This is a genomic window from Marinomonas sp. NPDC078689 (genome assembly GCF_044542435.1).
Taxonomy (GTDB): Bacteria; Pseudomonadota; Gammaproteobacteria; order Pseudomonadales; family Marinomonadaceae; genus Marinomonas; species Marinomonas arenicola.
The window spans coordinates 40,548-57,038 of record NZ_JBITUJ010000009.1 but is presented as its reverse complement, the minus strand read 5'-3'; the positions used below and the strand labels follow the sequence as shown (position 1 = coordinate 57,038).

Genomic DNA, 16,491 nt, shown 5'->3' with positions numbered 1-16,491 from the left:
ATCGAGCAATCCAGCTCGACGATGGCGACGTATAACCAATAACTCACGTCTTATTTCTAGTTTTAGAAATACATTATGTCTGCGCGAACCTTCCATTCTGAGCGCTTAATAAGGGAATTTATATGCATCAAATTAACCCCAACAAATTGCTACTGTCTAAATGGACATCGACTTCACCCAAACAAAAAGAAAAACACTTCATTGTCACCAAGCTCATTAGAGATGAGCAAGACACCGTCATCGAATGCACCATTGAGGCGGTGTTAAGCCGTCAAGAGTACACCATTCCTTGGCGTAATCTGACCTCACCCGAACACTGGAAACAAGGCTGGCAACCCTAATATAAAGGCTCGCCAGACACGGTTGTGTTTATTTTTCGTCCGACGCTGTTTTGCTTATGTCGTCTTTGGGCGCTGCTTTCTTAGCAGGGGCTTTTTTCGCTGGCGCCTTTTTCGCAACTGACTCTGCCGCCGCTTGCTCTAATTCTTCAATGCGCGCTTCTAAAAGCCCTAAGCGCTCACGATATTTAACCAACATCGCAGCTTGCAGCTCGAACTCATCGCGCGTTACTAAATCCATTTTAGTCAGCGTATTTTTGGCAACCTGATGTAATTGCGCTTGAATTTCTTCTTTTGGCAACTTGCCTAGTATGTCGGCAGTTTGCTCTAACCCTGAGCCCAATTGCTTAATAAATTGATCGATCATGTGACCCTCTTACGTCATGCTATTTACGCCATAGTATAGAAGCCTGCACTATGTCTGTCTTGGGTAATCCATGCAATGTTACGATTAAATATCGCCACTAGACTGACTCATTTGGTCGTTATGCTTGGTTTTCGTGCAGTAAAAACCAAGAATCGCTCTTTTCTCCCCATGATATAGCGCGCGTCACCGCAAGTGACGGGCTTCCTCTCAGAGACTTTTCAGTGCAAGAGCAAACAGATAAGCCAAAATTCCCCACGACAACATGCCAACGCGAAAATAAATCGCACCAAATAAATGCAAAATAACAGCGCACCACCCCAACTAGATGCACCAAAAAAGATCGAAGGTGAATCTTTTTGCTTCCTCATTTTCAACACTTTACTGGCAAAGCCCTTATAACATAGGCACATCGGCGTTATGGCACGCATATTGAATAAGCTTTGATACCTGCGATACAGACAATAAGACAGACTTTTAAAGGAGACTGTGGGTATGAAGCTTATAACTGCCATCATCAAGCCATTTAAACTCGATGATGTTCGAGAAGCGCTTTCTGAAATCGGTGTACAAGGTATTACCGTAACAGAAGTGAAAGGGTTCGGACGTCAAAAAGGTCACACAGAACTTTACCGCGGTGCAGAATACGTTGTGGATTTTCTGCCTAAAGTAAAAATTGAACTTGCCATAGCTGACGACATGACCGACCAAGTGGTCGAAGCCATTTCGGGAGCCGCCAATACCGGCAAAATCGGCGACGGTAAAATCTTTATCGTTAACCTTGAACAAGCGGTTCGTATTCGTACCGGTGAAACTGGCGAAGACGCGGTTTAACACACGTTCGAATCTTATTAGCCTTTAGGGGGGCGAAACATGCAAGATCAAATTTTTCAATTACAATACGCAATGGATACCTTTTACTTCTTGGTGTGCGGCGCATTAGTTATGTGGATGGCAGCTGGGTTTGCCATGCTAGAAGCGGGTCTAGTCCGCTCTAAAAATACAACAGAAATTCTGACTAAGAACGTCGCATTGTTTGCGATTGCCTGCATCATGTACTTTGTTTGTGGTTACTCCATCATGTATGGCGGCACTTGGTTCCTAACGGGTATTCAAGATGTTGATACTGCGGCTACTCTAGCAGATTTCGCTGCTCGCGAAGGCGGTTTTGAAGGCGGTTCTATCTACTCAACAGCCTCTGACTTCTTCTTCCAAGTGGTGTTCGTTGCAACCGCTATGTCGATCGTATCTGGCGCCGTTGCTGAGCGTATGAAACTTTGGTCATTCCTTGTGTTTGCAGTCGTGATGACAGGCTTCATCTACCCAATGGAAGGTTCTTGGACTTGGGGCGGCAACGCTGTCTTCGGTATGTACAGCCTTGGCGACATTGGTTTCTCTGACTTTGCAGGTTCCGGTATTGTTCACTTGGCCGGCGCAGCTGCTGCACTTGCAGGTGTATTAGTACTAGGCGCTCGTAAAGGTAAATACGGTCCTAACGGTGAAGTACGTGCCATCCCTGGTGCTAACTTACCATTGGCGACACTTGGTACCTTCATCCTTTGGTTAGGTTGGTTCGGTTTCAACGGTGGTTCGGTTCTTAAACTTGGCGATATCGCCAGCGCAAACTCTGTCGCTATGGTGTTCTTGAATACCAACGCTGCGGCGGCTGGTGGTGCGGTTGCTGCCTTGCTACTTGGTCGTATCCTATTCGGTAAAGCCGATTTGACCATGCTATTAAACGGCGCATTGGCAGGCCTTGTCGCTATCACGGCGGAACCTTCTACGCCATCTGCATTGGGTGCAACCCTAATTGGTGCGGTGGGTGGTCTGATCGTTGTGGTTTCTATCCTGACCCTAGACAAACTGAAAATCGATGATCCAGTGGGTGCGATTTCCGTTCACGGTGTGGTTGGTATTTGGGGTCTATTAGCGGTTCCTCTAACTAACGATGGCGCTTCTTTCTTCGGCCAAATCGCCGGCGCGCTTACCATCTTTGTTTGGGTATTCTTTGCCAGCCTAATCGTATGGTTGATCATCAAAGCCATCATGGGTGTACGTGTTAGCGAAGAAGAAGAATACGAAGGTGTTGACCTTTCTGAATGTGGTATGGAAGCGTACCCTGAATTCAACAAAAGCTAAGCATTCTGGTAGCGCGCTATCTCGCACAACGCAGACGCGCTACTCAGACTCTTTGTTAAGCACATTTTCTTGCTAAAATAAAACCTCGCCACACGGCGGGGTTTTCTTTTTTCTGGTAAGCTATTTCTCACTTTCAAACACTTTCAAATCGGCCGCATTTCCCCGTCCTCAAATACGACGCTCTGCAGCACTAATAAGGAGTTACCATGTCTGAAGATATGCACTTAAAGATCCGTAATTTAACCAAAAGCGATTACGATCAAGTCAAAGAGCTGATGGATGGCGTCTACGATGACATTGGCGGTGCATGGCCTAAGTTTACTATCGACAAATTGATCACCGACTTTCCAGAAGGTCAGATTTGCCTAGAAGACCACGAAAAAATCGTCGGCATTGCCCTCTCGGTACAAGTGAGCTATCAGCGTTTCAGTAACCCCCATACTTACGATGATTTGATCGGCCAAAAAGAAACCATTCTTAATGACCGCAATGGCGACGCCATGTACGGTCTGGATGTCTTGATTCACCCTGAGTACCGTGGCTATCGCCTTGGTCGACGCTTATACGAAGCCCGTAAAGAACTGTGTCGCCAACATAACTTACGCGCTATTTTGGCAGGCGGACGCATCCCTAGTTACCACGAGCATTCAGACGAATTGTCACCAGCGGAATACCTAGAAGCCGTTCGTGAGCGCAAAATATACGACCCTATTTTGTCGTTTCAATTGTCCAATGATTTCCAAGTCACACGCCTACTAAAAAGCTACCTACCTGAAGACGAAAAATCAGAAGGTTATGCCACCTTACTAGAATGGAAAAACATCTTTTTCGAGCCGGAAACCACGGTAATTGAATCGCGCAAAACCCAAGTCCGTATCGGTGCGATCCAGTGGCAAATGCGCGAAGTAGAAAGTGTCGATGAGCTGCTCAAACAAGTGGAATACTTTGTTGATGCGGTGTCCGATTACAAAAGTGACTTTGCCATTTTGCCGGAATTCTTCAACGCGCCACTCATGGGATTAAGCCCAGATCAAAGCAACCAGACAGAAGCCATTCGCTTTTTAGCCAGCTTCACCGAACGCTTTAAAACCGAAATGTCGCAAATGGCCGTCAGTTACAACATCAACATCATCACCGGCTCAATGCCGATTATGGAAGACGAAACAGCGTATAACATAAGCTTTTTATGTCGTCGTGATGGCACCGTTGAAGAACAGAAGAAAATCCACATCACCCCACACGAACGCCGTGACTGGGTTATCCAAGGCGGCAATGAATTACGCGTCTTTGATACCGATGCAGGCCGCGTTGGGATCTTGATTTGTTACGATGTGGAATTCCCTGAGCTAGGCCGCTTACTCGCCACTCAAGACATGGATATGCTGTTTGTGCCCTTCTGGACAGACACCAAAAATGGCTATCTGCGAGTGCGTAATTGCGCCCAAGCACGCGCCATCGAAAACGAATGCTATGTGGTTATCTGTGGTAGCTGTGGCAACTTGCCGCAAGTGGAGAATCTAGACATTCAATACGCGCAAAGCGCGGTATTTTCGCCTTCCGATTTCTCCTACCCTCACGATGCGATTATGGCTGAGACAACGCCAAATACAGAAATGATCATGTTCTCAGACTTGGATTTGGATAAGCTAAAACAAACCCGTAGTGAAGGTTCTGTGAATAACCTAAAAGACCGTCGCACCGATTTGTACTCAGTGAATTGGACCAGCGAAATCATCACTAAATAACCCTTTATGGTATTCTCACTTTATACTTGAACACATCAAAGCCCGCTCATTAGGCGGGCTTTACGAATAGATAAGACTCCTATGGCTAAAGCAAAAACAGCGTTTGTATGCAATGAATGTGGCTCCGACTACGCCAAATGGCAAGGCCAATGCCAAGCCTGTGGTGCGTGGAACTCACTGTCTGAAATCCGCCTAACCTCAAGCAAAACGTCGGCCCGCGTTGCCGCAAACCAAGACCCACGTTATCAAGGGTACGCTGGCGCAGTGACGGGGATTCAAGACCTGTCTGACGTCGACCTTGGTGATGTGCCACGTTTTAGTTCCGGCACCAACGAGTTTGACCGCGTGTTAGGCGGTGGTTTGGTGCCCGGCGGCGTGGTCCTGATTGGCGGCCATCCAGGTGCCGGGAAAAGTACCCTGTTATTACAAACCATGTGCTGGCTTGCTCAACAGCAAGACGCGCTTTATGTCACCGGTGAAGAGTCTCTACAGCAAGTGGCCATGCGTGCTCAACGATTGGGTTTGCCGACAAAAAACTTAAAAATGCTGTCGGAAACCAATGTTGAAAGCATTCTCACCATTGCGCAACAAGTCAAACCAAAGGTCATGGTAATCGACTCGATTCAGGTCATGCACTTAGATGGCATTGAATCGGCCCCCGGCAGCGTCTCTCAAGTCAGGGAAAGCGCCGCGGTGTTAACGCGTTTTGCTAAGCAAACTCAAACCGCCGTCTTGCTGGTTGGTCACGTCACCAAAGACGGTTCGCTGGCAGGGCCTAAAGTCCTCGAACACATGGTGGATTGCTCGGTGTTGCTCGAAGGCTCTGAAGACTCGCGCTTTCGTACCTTACGCGGCATGAAAAACCGCTTTGGCGCGATCAATGAACTGGGCGTGTTTGCCATGCTGGAAAACGGCTTAAGAGAAGTCAAAAACCCCAGTTCTATTTTCTTAAACCGAAGCAATCATCCTGCTGCTGGCAGTTTGGTGATGGTGGTTTGGGAAGGCACTCGCCCCTTATTGGTGGAGCTGCAAGCGCTGGTAGACGACTCCGCACTTGGCAACCCAAGACGCGTCACCGTTGGCTTTGATCACAATCGACTTGCCATGTTGCTGGCGGTGTTGCACAAACACGGCGGTTTATTAACGTCCGACCAAGATGTGTATTTAAACGTAGTAGGCGGTGTGAAAGTACTGGAAACCAGTGCCGATTTAGCCGCCATTGCCGCGGTGGTTTCAAGCTTTCGGGACCAAGTCTTACCACACAATTTGGTGGTGCTCGGTGAAGTGGGGTTATCTGGGGAAATTCGTCCGGTGCCGTCTGGGCAAGAACGCATTAGTGAAGCCGCAAAACATGGCTTTACCAAGGCCGTCGTGCCAAAAGCCAATTGTCCGAAAAAGCCGATCGCGGGAATGGAAGTGATTGGCGTAGAACGTTTATCAGAAGCACTGGACGCTATTTTTGATCGCTAATACTCATTAGCGTCAGGGTAAAAAGGCTCACTGGTTAACTCAAACGTCTCGTCGTCTAACACTGTGTTGGGCACGAGATCGCCGCCTTCTTCCATGCCGTAAGGAAGCGCTTTGGAAGAAGCGAGTGTTAACCTATCTTGGCGGGCTTTTAATAATCGCTGACGGCGCTGCTTACACAACTCCAATACCTGATGTCGGCTTTCGTTCGACAAGGTATGCCAATGGAAGCGCTCTTCGCGACTGCGCAAGCAACCTTTGCAGAAACCTTTAACGCTGTTTTCACACACGCCGCGACAAGGGTTTTCAATGGTGAACAGTTCAATTTGCTCCATACCCCCTCCTTCGCCAAGGCGTCATTAACATAGCCAGTTTTAAAGCATTTTATTCCGTCACTAACTGATAATCATACATTTCTTCGGGTGATAAAAAATACACTCGACTCGCTGGCGCCGCTTGAATAGAGAACCAATAGAAACGCTCAGGAACGCCCATTTCAAGATAAAAGTTCACATAGGTGGCGTGCACTGGGTTCATTTTATTGAGCTTATTCGCCACCGTTCCTACGTTATCCGACCAAGCGTGCACGCCAACACCTGCGCCTGCGCCTATGCTTCTCTTCACCCCCCCTAAGAATAGATCAACGCCGCCAGACAATACATAACCAGTGGCCGCAATATGTGTGTTCAAACCAAGGCGTCGGATTAACCGCGCTCCTTCCATCGTGGCTTGCTGATCATCGGTTCCGGGCACATCCACCAGTACAATATCGGTCACATTGGGGTGCTGACGAATCATTTTGGTTAGCTTACTCGGCAAATCGGCTTCTAAAATGCCCGATAAATACGCCGTGTTATTTTTCACATAAAGGGTCAGCTTGTTCTCTGCAGAAACGGGCTCAGGCTTGGTTACTTGACCAGAACACGCAACTAAAAAAAGAGCAAGCAGTACAGGTGATAGAGTTAACCACTTGTTAATACTGAGCTTTATATGATTCATCTTACATCCCATGCATAAAATAACGCCGATTTTACAAAACCAGCCAAGCCAACAAATACGCAGCCAGAATAAAAATTCATTGCAAACAATGCAAAATAGTACATTAAGTGTTCAAAATAATATTGAGGAACGGATTTTTATTTGGCTATTTGATGCCTGATTAACATACAATTACAAATTAAAACAAACCCTACTAGCAATGTAATTAGAAATAAAGCGAGGAGCGGTCGTGCTTGGTCACCCCAGTGCTGCCCTGTGGAAAATAATGAAAACACACCCAGCTTCAACCAGTTTCGCTAATAACCTAAAGCAAAAAGCTTTTATCTTTAATACTGCCTCCGTCATTGGCACCTTGGTTCATACCCTATTTATTGCTCTTTTTGCGTATTTAGAGCAGCCTATTTTGGCTTGGTTTAATGTTCTCAGTGTCTTTCTATGGCTCTCGACCCTCTGGTCTAACAAACATCATCAACATGGTTTGTCCGCTGCGATCATGTGTGGTGAAATTATTGTTCATGCGTTTTTAGCCACCAAACTATTGGGCGCAGAAGCCGGCTTTCAATATTACCTGTGGCCTATGGCTTTACTGATTGTGGCCGTTCCTGTATTGCCCGTGGTTAGCTCAACCATACTTGGCATTCTCAATATGCTGGCATTTGGCGTTTTTTCTGTCCTTTTTAAGGTGCAGTTGCCTGAGCTCATTCCCCATTATCAAGCGCTTTATATTTTTAATATTACCTTCGCCAGTATCCCTTTTATTCTCATTGCGGCCATTGCGCGCTGCTTATTTGAAAATCAGTTTTTAAAAATTTCGCAGCTTGCTGAACACGACGAATTAACCCAACTTTTCAACCGTCGCTTTGCACAGCGTATGCTGCAATATTATTTTTCTCGCCAAAAGTTCAACACTACCCCATTCTGTATTGCCTTGGTCGATGTGGATAACTTCAAACAAATCAATGATGAACTCGGTCACGACGCTGGAGATGAAGCACTCGTAAAGATTGCTCAATACCTGTCTAACAGCTTACGAGAAAGCGACATTTGCAGTCGTTGGGGAGGAGAAGAGTTTCTCTTTATTCTGCCAAACACCCACATAGAAAGCATTCAGAAACGATTAGAAGACATGTGCGCAAAAATGCCAGAAGCCGTGCAGATTCCCAATTGGGACGCTCCGATTAGTTGCAGCATTGGGTTGGTTCAAGCCAAACAGGGGGAATCTCTAGAAGAAACGTTTAAGCGCACGGATGGCCTACTGTATCAGGCTAAAAATAATGGCCGCCACCAGGTGGTGAGCGACCATTCAAAGGACTCAGTAAAGGCAAAAAATCTGTCCTATTGCTAACGATTTTTGCCCACTTCTAAAGAGACCTGGGAGTCATTAAGAAGGAAAAGCAAAGCTCTTACCTTCGCGCACACCAGCCGATGGCCAGCGCTGCGTAATGGTTTTACGTTTGGTGTAAAAACGTACCGCGTCTGGGCCATAAGCGTGTAAATCCCCAAACAAAGAACGCTTCCAGCCACCAAAACTATGGTAGGCCACAGGCACAGGTAATGGCACATTGATCCCCACCATGCCGACTTCAATATGATCCGAGAAATAACGTGCCGCTTCGCCATCACGAGTAAAGATACAGGTACCATTGCCATACTCATGGTCATTGATCAATTGCATGGCTTCTTCCATGGTATCGACACGCACGACTTGTAAAACAGGGCCGAAAATTTCCTGCTGATAGCTGTCCATTTCCTTAGTAACGCCATCAATCAAGGTCGCTCCCACAAAGAAGCCACCTTCATAGCCTTCAACAACTGGGTTACGGCCATCCACAACGACAGTCGCGCCTTGCGCTTCTGCACTGTCAATAAAGCCCACAACCTTGTCTTTGTGCTCTTGAGTGATGACTGGACCAAAATCATTGCTCTTATCAGAACATTCACCAATTTTTAGCGGCGCCATGGCTTCTTTCATTTTGGCGACCAAGGTATCACCCGCTTCCTTACCTACGGCTACTGCCACAGAAAGCGCCATACAACGCTCACCAGAAGAACCAAACGCAGCGCCCAACAGTTGGTTTACTGTGTTGTCCATGTCCGCATCTGGCATCACAATCGCGTGATTTTTCGCGCCCCCTAACGCTTGACAACGTTTGCCATTGGCACTGGCGGTGGCATAAATGTATTCGGCGATTGGTGTGGAGCCGACAAAGCTAACCGCTTTCACGTCTTTCGACGTCAATAGGGTATCCACGGCCACTTTATCGCCGTTCACCACGTTCATTACGCCAGCAGGCAGGCCTGCTTCATGCAATAACTCGGCGATAAATAGCGCTGTGCTTGGGTCTCGTTCTGACGGTTTAAGCACAAAGGTATTGCCACACACAATGGCCATAGGGAACATCCACAAAGGCACCATCGCAGGGAAGTTAAATGGCGTAATACCAGCTACCACACCCAAAGGCTGAAACTCACTCCAAGAGTCGATGTTTGGACCGACGTTTTTCGAAAACTCGCCTTTTAGTAACTCAGGAGCACCACACGCGTATTCTACGTTTTCGATACCACGTTGCAGTTCACCAGCGGCATCATGGCAAATCTTGCCATGCTCAGCGCCGATCATAGCCGCGATCTTATCCGCATGTTGCTCAAGCAACGCCTTATATTTAAACATCACCCGCGCCCGCTTTAATGGTGGCGTCTCACGCCAAGCAGGGTAAGCCGCTTTAGCCGCCGCAATCGCCTCTTCAACCGTGGCTTTCGAGGCGATCGCTACTTTTTTGGCAACGTCACCAGTAGCAGGATTAAATACGTCTTGGGTACGTGACGCTTCGTGGGATGGTTGACCACCGATTAAATGTCCGATCGTTTCCATGAGCACTCCGTGAAGTTAGTTTAAAGTCGTGTTTGGGTCTCTCTATTCGTTTTGCGACACGCTAGATTGACACCACTATGCCAACCAGAATAGATTAATAAAAGTCAATTTCATTAACTTTTAGTTAAGTGATTAGTTAAGTGAGTCATTAAAAAAATAAGCATTACTAAAGAAGAGCACGGCCATGAACAAGTTCCAAGGACGAGTCAGCGATACCGATTTACGTATTTTACGAATATTCAAAACCGTGGTTGAATGCGGCGGTTTCTCTGCGGCAGAAGTCGATCTTAACATTAGCCGCGCCGCCATCAGTATCGCCATGTCAGACTTAGAAGTACGCTTGGGATTTCGTTTGTGCCAGCGGGGGCGATCGGGGTTTTCATTAACCAACGAAGGCAGCCAAGTATACGAATACACCTTGCAACTGCTCTCTTCTTTGGAAGATTTTCGCACCCAGATCAATGCGCTTCATCAGCATTTAAAAGGCGAGCTCAATATCGGTATCACCGATAATCTCGTCACCTTGCCTCACACCCGAATCACCCGAGCCCTTGCCTCATTAAAAGACAAGGGCCCACAAGTCACCATTAATATCCGCATGATTCCACCAACCGATGTGGAACGTGGCGTACTCGATGGCCGTTTGCATATTGGTATCGTGCCGGACTTAAAAATACTCAGCGGTTTGGAATATCGTCCGTTATACGAAGAGCGCTCACAACTCTATTGCAGCGATTCTCACCCGCTGTTTAATGTCGCGGATAAAAAGCTGAGTAAAGCCGCATTAAAAGACTTTGATGCGGTATTACCTGCTTACGCGCAAACACCTGACACCAAAGCCCAGCATCAACCACTGACCTCAAGTGCGACCGCCACCGACCGCGAAGGCATTTCCTTCCTTATTTTAACGGGCCGCTATATTGGCTTTTTACCCGATCATGTGGCGGATCTTTGGGTAAGGGATGGCCGTATGCGCGCCATCTTGCCCGATGAATGCCACTACATTACTCAGTTTTCTGCCATTACCCGAAAAGGCGCACGGGCAAACTTAGTGCTAGAAACCTTTTTAGAACAACTCGATAAAACCTAATCTTGCTCAGTAACCACCAGGTTTTACGGATAACCGCCCCGTAAAACCTGGTGTTCAGCACACTGCAATTTTCTCCTCTCTTCCAAGCATAACTTTTCCATCTCAATTTAACGGCAAGATATCACTTTTTGTCATATCTTTAATATGCAATTGAAAATTTATACTTGCGCCATAGAGATATAAAATAAAGTTATCTGAAATATTTACTTGGTTTTTACGGAGCAATGAATGAAGCGCTTTAAACGTAAACAATGTGGCACACTTGCCATACTAATGTTGTCTCTTTTGTTAACCGCCTGTTCTGCTGATAATGAGGACACAAGCGCGGTAAAAGAGGTTGTTCGACCTGTTAAATTGATCACCATTGGGTCGACTGAAGCCATCAATATTCGCCGCTTTCCTGCGGAGCTAAAAGCCAGTGAAGACGCCGATCTTGCCCTGCGTGTTGGCGGTCAGCTTATGAAGCTCAATGTGGTCGACGGCCAACGAGTGAAAAAAGGCGAATTGCTTGCTGCGCTGGACCCGACCGACTACAAGCTGCAAGTCGAATTGGCACAAGCCAATCAAGATTTAGCCAAAGCACAGTTTGATCGCATCCAAATCATGCTAAAACGCAATGCCACCAGCAAGTCGCAATTTGATGAGGCGAAAGCCACCTTAGCGCAAGCGGACAATGCATTAGAAAGCGCTAAAAACCAGCTGAAGTACACCAAGCTGTATGCGCCTTTTGACGGTGTTATTTCCTCTACTAGCACAGAAAACTTTCAATACGTCAGTGCAACACAGACCTTGATGCATATTCAGGACCTCGACAATCTTGAGGTTGAGTTTCAAGTACCAGAAAGCCTAGTGGTCAGCATTAAGTCCACACAGACGGATTATCAGCCGAATGTGGTCATTGATGTGGCACCAAATGAAGTCTTTCACGGCACCTATAAAGAACACAAAACCACCCCAGACCCATCCACTATGGCCTATGACGTAACGCTTCATCTGATTCGTAACGACGCCAACCAGCACACCTTGTTGCCAGGCATGACCGCCAATGTCGACATGGACCTGAGTAAATTATTGGGCATTACCAAGCACATCATTGTGCCAGTAGAAGCCGTGGTACAAAGCGAAAACACCCAAACAGGCAAAGCGGAAAGTACCGTATGGGTCTTTCAACCTGACACTCAAACCGTGACAAAAAGAGTGGTAACGCTCGGTACATTGAAGGATTCGATGATTGAAATCCGCTCTGGATTATCATCCGGTGAGCAAATTGTGGCCGCCGGTGTGGATGGCTTAACCACATCAATAAAAGTTCGCCCATGGACTCGTGAGCGGGGCTTATAAGTGAATATTGCAGCTTATTTTATTGAGAAAAAAGTCACCAGCTGGATGGTCACACTGATTCTATTGATCGGTGGTGCCATTGCTTTCACCAACCTTGGTCAGCTAGAAGACCCTGAGTTCACCATTAAAGATGCGCTCATCATCACCAATTACCCTGGCGCGTCTCCTGAACAAGTCGAAGAGGAAGTAACCTACCCGATTGAACAAGAGTTACAAAATCTCCCCTATGTGGACGAAATAAAGTCTTTATCAAAGGCGGGCTATTCACAGATCACGCTGACCATTAAAGACCAATATCGCGCCAAAGAGCTCAAGCAAATTTGGGACGAAGTGCGTAAAAAAGTCAACGACATGGCGGGCAGCTTTCCGACCGGCGTCGGCAGCCCAATCATCCTAGACGACTACGGTGATGTATACGGCGTCATGCTGGCGGTTCATGGTGATGGCTATCGCTATAAAGACCTGAAAAACTACGTAGACTACGTAAAACGAGAGCTGGTTCTGGTCGATGGCATCGCCAAAGTCACCGTAGCAGCGGAGCAAGATGAGCAGGTCACCATTGAGATCTCGCGCGCCAAATTAGCCAATATGGGCATAGCGCCAAGCCAACTGCAATCGCTCCTGCAAAACCAGAACAATGTGTCTAACGCGGGCAAGGTTAAGGTGGGCAGCGAATACATTCGCATCAACCCAACGGGGGAATTCAAAGACATCTCTGAATTGGAAAACCTCATCGTTGGTACGCCGATCAATGGCAAGCTTATTCGCCTAAAAGACGTGGCCACCATCAAGCGTGAATACGTGGACCCTGAAACCCACATAGTGGACTTCAATGGGGCAAAATCTCTGCTTTTGGGCATCTCCTTCTCCGCCAACGTAAACGTGGTCAAGGTTGGGGAAACACTCGAAAAACGCATTAATGAGTTGACCTATCAACAGCCGGTCGGCATCAGCATGGACCCAATTTACTTCCAATCAAAAGAAGTAGAGCGCTCGGTTTCCAACTTCTTGCTGAACCTAGCGGAAGCGGTCGGTATCGTTATTCTTGTGCTCTTGATCTTTATGGGCATTCGCTCAGGTTTGCTGATCGGCCTAATTTTGCTGCTGACCATCCTCGGCACCTTTATTGTCATGGATTACTTCAGCATCAACTTGCAGCGTATTTCCTTGGGGGGCTTGATCATCGCCCTCGGCATGCTGGTAGATAACGCCATCGTGGTTACCGAAGGCGTCTTAATCGGCCTCAAGCGAGGCATGACAAAGCTCGACGCCGCCAGCGCTGTTGTCAAACAAACAAAATGGCCATTACTCGGCGCCACTGTCATTGCCGTTACCGCCTTTGCGCCAATCGGCCTATCGCCGGATGCGGTGGGTGAATTTGTGGGTTCATTGTTTTATGTGCTGATGATTTCCCTACTTCTAAGCTGGATTACCGCCATTACCCTAACACCTTTCTTTTGTGACTTATTCTTTAAGGAAAGCATTACCGCGGGCACAGACGACGCCGGTGAAGATCCGTATAAAGGCTTTTTGTTTGCTGGCTACAAATGGCTGCTCGACAAAGCCCTGCATTTTCGCTGGATTACTGTGGCGCTCTTAATCGTCGGTTTATTGACCGCAGGTTGGGCTTTTCAGTTTGTTAAACAATCCTTCTTTCCGCCGTCGTCTACGCCTATGTTCTATATGGACATACAGATGCCAGAAGGAACGCACATTGACGACACCTATAAAACGGTTCGATCCATTGAAGGCAAGTTACTAAAAGACAAGCGTATTGAGTATGTTGCATCGTCCACTGGGCAAGGCATGTTGCGCTTTATGCTGACGTATACCGCTGAACAGGCTAACTCCAGTTACGCTCAGTTTATTATCCGCACTAAGAGCAAAGAAGACATTCCAGGCTTACTCAAAGATCTGTATTACCAGATGAAAGAGCAATACCCTGGACTCGAAGTGAAACTAGAACGCTTGCAGCTTGGGCCATCCAGTGGCGCTAAAGTTGAAGCTCGTATCAGTGGACCAGACCCTGTCTTGTTGCGTCAGTACAGCGCCCAGATCAAAGAAATCTATCGTCAAGATGGTGGTTTAGAAAACATCAAAGACGATTGGCGCCAACCGGTAAAAGTATTGCGCCCGCTGTTTAACGACGCCCAAGCACGACGCTTAGGGATCAGTAAAACCGATCTAGATGACGTGCTGCTCACTAATTTCAGTGGATCACAAATCGGCTTGTACCGCGAAGGCACAGACCTTTTACCGATTGTGCAACGCGCGCCACTAAGCGAGCGCGTGTCGATTGATCAGATCCGTGATCTGCAAATTTACAGCCCAGCGTCTGGTTCCTATGTCACCTTGTCGACCTTGGTGTCTGGCTTTGAAACCGTTTGGGAAAACCCAATCATCGAACGCCGTGATCGAAAACGCACCATCACAGTGATGGCTGACCCAAATATTTTGAATGACGAAACCGCCATGGCTGTTTTCGGACGCATACGTGGCGCAGTAGAAGCGATTAAATTGCCACCGGGCTACGCCTTAGAATGGGGGGGTGAATACGAAAGCAGTACCGATGCTCAAGCCAATATCTTTAAGGCCTTGCCAATGGGGTATTTGTTTATGTTTATCATCACTGTGCTGCTATTCAATTCGATACGCGTGCCGCTCACCATCTGGTTCTGTGTGCCCTTGGCACTGATCGGGGTGTCTACGGGACTGTTGGCGATGAATGCCGCCTTTGGCTTTATGGCCTTACTGGGCTTCTTAAGTTTGTCCGGCATGGTGGTCAAAAACGGCATTGTTTTGGCGGATCAGATTAACGTGGAAATAGAGCAAGGCACAGAACTCTATGAAGCCATCTTTATTTCGTCAGTCAGTCGCGTTAGACCGGTTTGCATGGCCGCAATCACGACCATTTTAGGCATGATTCCATTGCTCTATGATGCGTTTTTCGAAGGCATGGCCGTGGTGATTTCGTTTGGTTTGGGCTTTGCCACAATCCTTACTTTAATCGCGGTTCCTGTGTTTTATGCGCTTTTGTTCCGTGTAAAATATCGCAAACGCTCGGATTTCGAATCATAGAGCACTGCTTTATGTGTGGTGGGCGAACCGCCTGCCACACGTCGTATTCTAATGGATTGAGAACACTATGCAGCTAAATGACGTCCTAAAGCTCGACATCAAAGTCTTGGTGGCCTTTGTCACCATCATGGAAGAAGGCAGCGTATCGCGCGCAGCCGATCGCCTTGGTGTCACACAGCCTGCCTTAAGTAAAAGTCTGCAGAAATTACGCGACTTATTTAAGGATGCTCTCTTTACCCGCCAAGCCTATGGTTTAAGCCCAACCGCTAAAGCCACCGAACTCAACAACCAGATTCAGCCTATTTTAAGCTCTTTATCTGAGTTGATGGCACCCAGTGTCTTGGACTTAAAAAACCTCCAACGCCGCTTTCGCATACGCGTTGACGAAGGGGATTTAGAAAGTTTTATCGACCCATTATTGGCCTCAGTACACAAAGAAGCACCTGATTCACGCTTGTCGATCAGTGGCTGGGGGGAAGAATCCCAATTCGAAGATTTAATGTCTGGCAACGCCGACCTTGGCATCATGCGGATCAATCAAACACCGGGCAACATTCGCAGCAAACTCATTGGCTATATGGAAGCTTGCATCGTATTAAGCGAAGCGCACCCATTGTTTCATCAAGACGACATTTCTCTTGAAGAGTTGCTAGCCCATAAAACCGTCACCCATCACTTACGTAATCATCAAGATTCGAGCTTTCAAAACACCGCTAATAAGCTCAAAAAGCTGGGCTACGACATAGAACCAGCCTTAGAAACAGACAGCCTTATGGTCACCATGCAAGCCATCAAACGTGGCATGGCCTTAGTGGCTTCTCGCTCTATTGGTGATTTGTTTTCGACTATGATGTGTGAAAAAGAAAACTTCTGTACGGTAAAAGTCTTGCCTATCCCTAAAGAAGTCATTGAGGTCGATGAATACAAGGGCCGCCACCCGATTCATATTTTTTGGCATGAACGTTCACACAACGACCTCGCCCATCGCTGGTTACGTGAGAATATTATTCGTTTTATGCGAGAGTCCCCTTGGATGCACACGCCTGAATAAATAGGCG

Annotated in this window: 14 protein-coding genes; 10 read left to right on the top strand and 4 right to left on the bottom strand. The window is 47.3% G+C overall.

Annotated elements, in window-relative coordinates; genetic code table 11:
• Positions 1 to 122: 122 nt before the first annotated feature.
• The gene (locus tag ACIGBN_RS14380) at positions 123 to 341 is read left to right on the top strand and encodes a TIGR02450 family Trp-rich protein (protein ID WP_396666228.1); all 219 of its coding nucleotides are present in this window, start codon (positions 123 to 125) and stop codon (positions 339 to 341) included.
• Between the two features lie 28 nt (positions 342 to 369).
• Here the strand turns inward: ACIGBN_RS14380 and ACIGBN_RS14375 are convergent, their stop codons facing one another.
• On the bottom strand, positions 370 to 705 hold the full coding sequence (locus tag ACIGBN_RS14375) for an accessory factor UbiK family protein (RefSeq protein ID WP_396666226.1): 336 nt from the start codon (positions 703 to 705) through the stop codon (positions 370 to 372).
• A 492-nt stretch (positions 706 to 1,197) separates the two neighbouring features.
• Here ACIGBN_RS14375 and glnK point away from each other — a divergent pair, with 492 nt between their 5' ends.
• The 4 genes from glnK (at position 1,198) to radA (ending at position 6,056) form a co-directional block, all read left to right on the top strand.
• Complete coding sequence (glnK, locus tag ACIGBN_RS14370; protein ID WP_133002648.1) at positions 1,198 to 1,536, top strand: P-II family nitrogen regulator; 339 nt, start codon at positions 1,198 to 1,200, stop codon at positions 1,534 to 1,536.
• 39 nt (positions 1,537 to 1,575) lie between these two features.
• Entirely contained in the window at positions 1,576 to 2,841 is a 1,266-nt protein-coding gene (locus tag ACIGBN_RS14365; RefSeq protein WP_133002647.1) for an ammonium transporter, read from the top strand.
• 206 nt (positions 2,842 to 3,047) lie between these two features.
• Positions 3,048 to 4,586 carry a bifunctional GNAT family N-acetyltransferase/carbon-nitrogen hydrolase family protein gene (locus ACIGBN_RS14360; protein WP_133002646.1) on the top strand — a complete coding sequence of 513 codons (1,539 nt, stop codon included), beginning with the start codon at positions 3,048 to 3,050 and terminating at the stop codon, positions 4,584 to 4,586.
• Between the two features lie 81 nt (positions 4,587 to 4,667).
• Positions 4,668 to 6,056 (top strand): DNA repair protein RadA, encoded by a 1,389-nt coding sequence (radA, locus tag ACIGBN_RS14355; RefSeq protein WP_133002645.1) that lies wholly within the window; start codon positions 4,668 to 4,670, stop codon positions 6,054 to 6,056.
• Here the strand turns inward: radA and ACIGBN_RS14350 are convergent.
• Together ACIGBN_RS14350 and ACIGBN_RS14345 are read right to left on the bottom strand one after the other, a co-directional pair.
• A complete protein-coding gene (locus ACIGBN_RS14350; RefSeq protein WP_341563082.1) occupies positions 6,053 to 6,388 on the bottom strand; it encodes a DUF1289 domain-containing protein in 336 nt (111 codons plus the stop codon). The two genes, radA and ACIGBN_RS14350, sit on opposite strands and share 4 nt — an antisense overlap.
• Positions 6,389 to 6,437: 49 nt before the next feature.
• Positions 6,438 to 7,052: an alpha/beta hydrolase gene (locus tag ACIGBN_RS14345; protein WP_396666222.1), complete on the bottom strand. Its 615-nt coding sequence runs from the start codon at positions 7,050 to 7,052 to the stop codon at positions 6,438 to 6,440.
• Positions 7,053 to 7,317: 265 nt separating this feature from the next.
• Here ACIGBN_RS14345 and ACIGBN_RS14340 point away from each other — a divergent pair, with 265 nt between their 5' ends.
• Positions 7,318 to 8,397, top strand: coding sequence for a GGDEF domain-containing protein (locus ACIGBN_RS14340; protein ID WP_396666220.1), 1,080 nt, complete (start codon positions 7,318 to 7,320; stop codon positions 8,395 to 8,397).
• Between the two features lie 36 nt (positions 8,398 to 8,433).
• Here the strand turns inward: ACIGBN_RS14340 and ACIGBN_RS14335 are convergent, their stop codons facing one another.
• On the bottom strand, positions 8,434 to 9,924 hold the full coding sequence (locus ACIGBN_RS14335; protein WP_396666218.1) for a CoA-acylating methylmalonate-semialdehyde dehydrogenase: 1,491 nt from the start codon (positions 9,922 to 9,924) through the stop codon (positions 8,434 to 8,436).
• 184 nt (positions 9,925 to 10,108) lie between these two features.
• Between ACIGBN_RS14335 and ACIGBN_RS14330 the strand changes: the two genes are divergently transcribed.
• The 4 genes from ACIGBN_RS14330 (at position 10,109) to ACIGBN_RS14315 (ending at position 16,484) form a co-directional block, all read left to right on the top strand.
• Positions 10,109 to 11,014, top strand: coding sequence for a LysR family transcriptional regulator (locus ACIGBN_RS14330; RefSeq protein ID WP_396666216.1), 906 nt, complete (start codon positions 10,109 to 10,111; stop codon positions 11,012 to 11,014).
• Between the two features lie 228 nt (positions 11,015 to 11,242).
• Positions 11,243 to 12,355: an efflux RND transporter periplasmic adaptor subunit gene (locus tag ACIGBN_RS14325; RefSeq protein WP_396666214.1), complete on the top strand. Its 1,113-nt coding sequence runs from the start codon at positions 11,243 to 11,245 to the stop codon at positions 12,353 to 12,355.
• Positions 12,356 to 15,433, top strand: a complete 3,078-nt coding sequence (locus ACIGBN_RS14320) for an efflux RND transporter permease subunit (protein ID WP_396666212.1) — start codon at positions 12,356 to 12,358, stop codon at positions 15,431 to 15,433.
• A 67-nt stretch (positions 15,434 to 15,500) separates the two neighbouring features.
• Positions 15,501 to 16,484, top strand: a complete 984-nt coding sequence (locus ACIGBN_RS14315; protein ID WP_396666210.1) for a LysR family transcriptional regulator — start codon at positions 15,501 to 15,503, stop codon at positions 16,482 to 16,484.
• Positions 16,485 to 16,491 lie beyond the last annotated feature (7 nt).

Bases quoted from the DNA above. Each gene is read 5' to 3' on its own strand.
- ACIGBN_RS14360 (WP_133002646.1), top strand. From the start codon at position 3,048: ATGTCTGAAGATATGCACTTAAAGATCCGTAATTTAACCAAAAGCGAT.
- ACIGBN_RS14380 (WP_396666228.1), top strand. From the start codon at position 123: ATGCATCAAATTAACCCCAACAAATTGCTACTGTCTAAATGGACATCG.
- ACIGBN_RS14315 (WP_396666210.1), top strand. From the start codon at position 15,501: ATGCAGCTAAATGACGTCCTAAAGCTCGACATCAAAGTCTTGGTGGCC.
- ACIGBN_RS14365 (WP_133002647.1), top strand. From the start codon at position 1,576: ATGCAAGATCAAATTTTTCAATTACAATACGCAATGGATACCTTTTAC.
- ACIGBN_RS14340 (WP_396666220.1), top strand. From the start codon at position 7,318: ATGAAAACACACCCAGCTTCAACCAGTTTCGCTAATAACCTAAAGCAA.
- ACIGBN_RS14345 (WP_396666222.1), bottom strand. From the start codon at position 7,052: ATGAATCATATAAAGCTCAGTATTAACAAGTGGTTAACTCTATCACCT.
- glnK (WP_133002648.1), top strand. From the start codon at position 1,198: ATGAAGCTTATAACTGCCATCATCAAGCCATTTAAACTCGATGATGTT.
- ACIGBN_RS14350 (WP_341563082.1), bottom strand. From the start codon at position 6,388: ATGGAGCAAATTGAACTGTTCACCATTGAAAACCCTTGTCGCGGCGTG.
- radA (WP_133002645.1), top strand. From the start codon at position 4,668: ATGGCTAAAGCAAAAACAGCGTTTGTATGCAATGAATGTGGCTCCGAC.
- ACIGBN_RS14330 (WP_396666216.1), top strand. From the start codon at position 10,109: ATGAACAAGTTCCAAGGACGAGTCAGCGATACCGATTTACGTATTTTA.
- ACIGBN_RS14325 (WP_396666214.1), top strand. From the start codon at position 11,243: ATGAAGCGCTTTAAACGTAAACAATGTGGCACACTTGCCATACTAATG.
- ACIGBN_RS14335 (WP_396666218.1), bottom strand. From the start codon at position 9,924: ATGGAAACGATCGGACATTTAATCGGTGGTCAACCATCCCACGAAGCG.
- ACIGBN_RS14375 (WP_396666226.1), bottom strand. From the start codon at position 705: ATGATCGATCAATTTATTAAGCAATTGGGCTCAGGGTTAGAGCAAACT.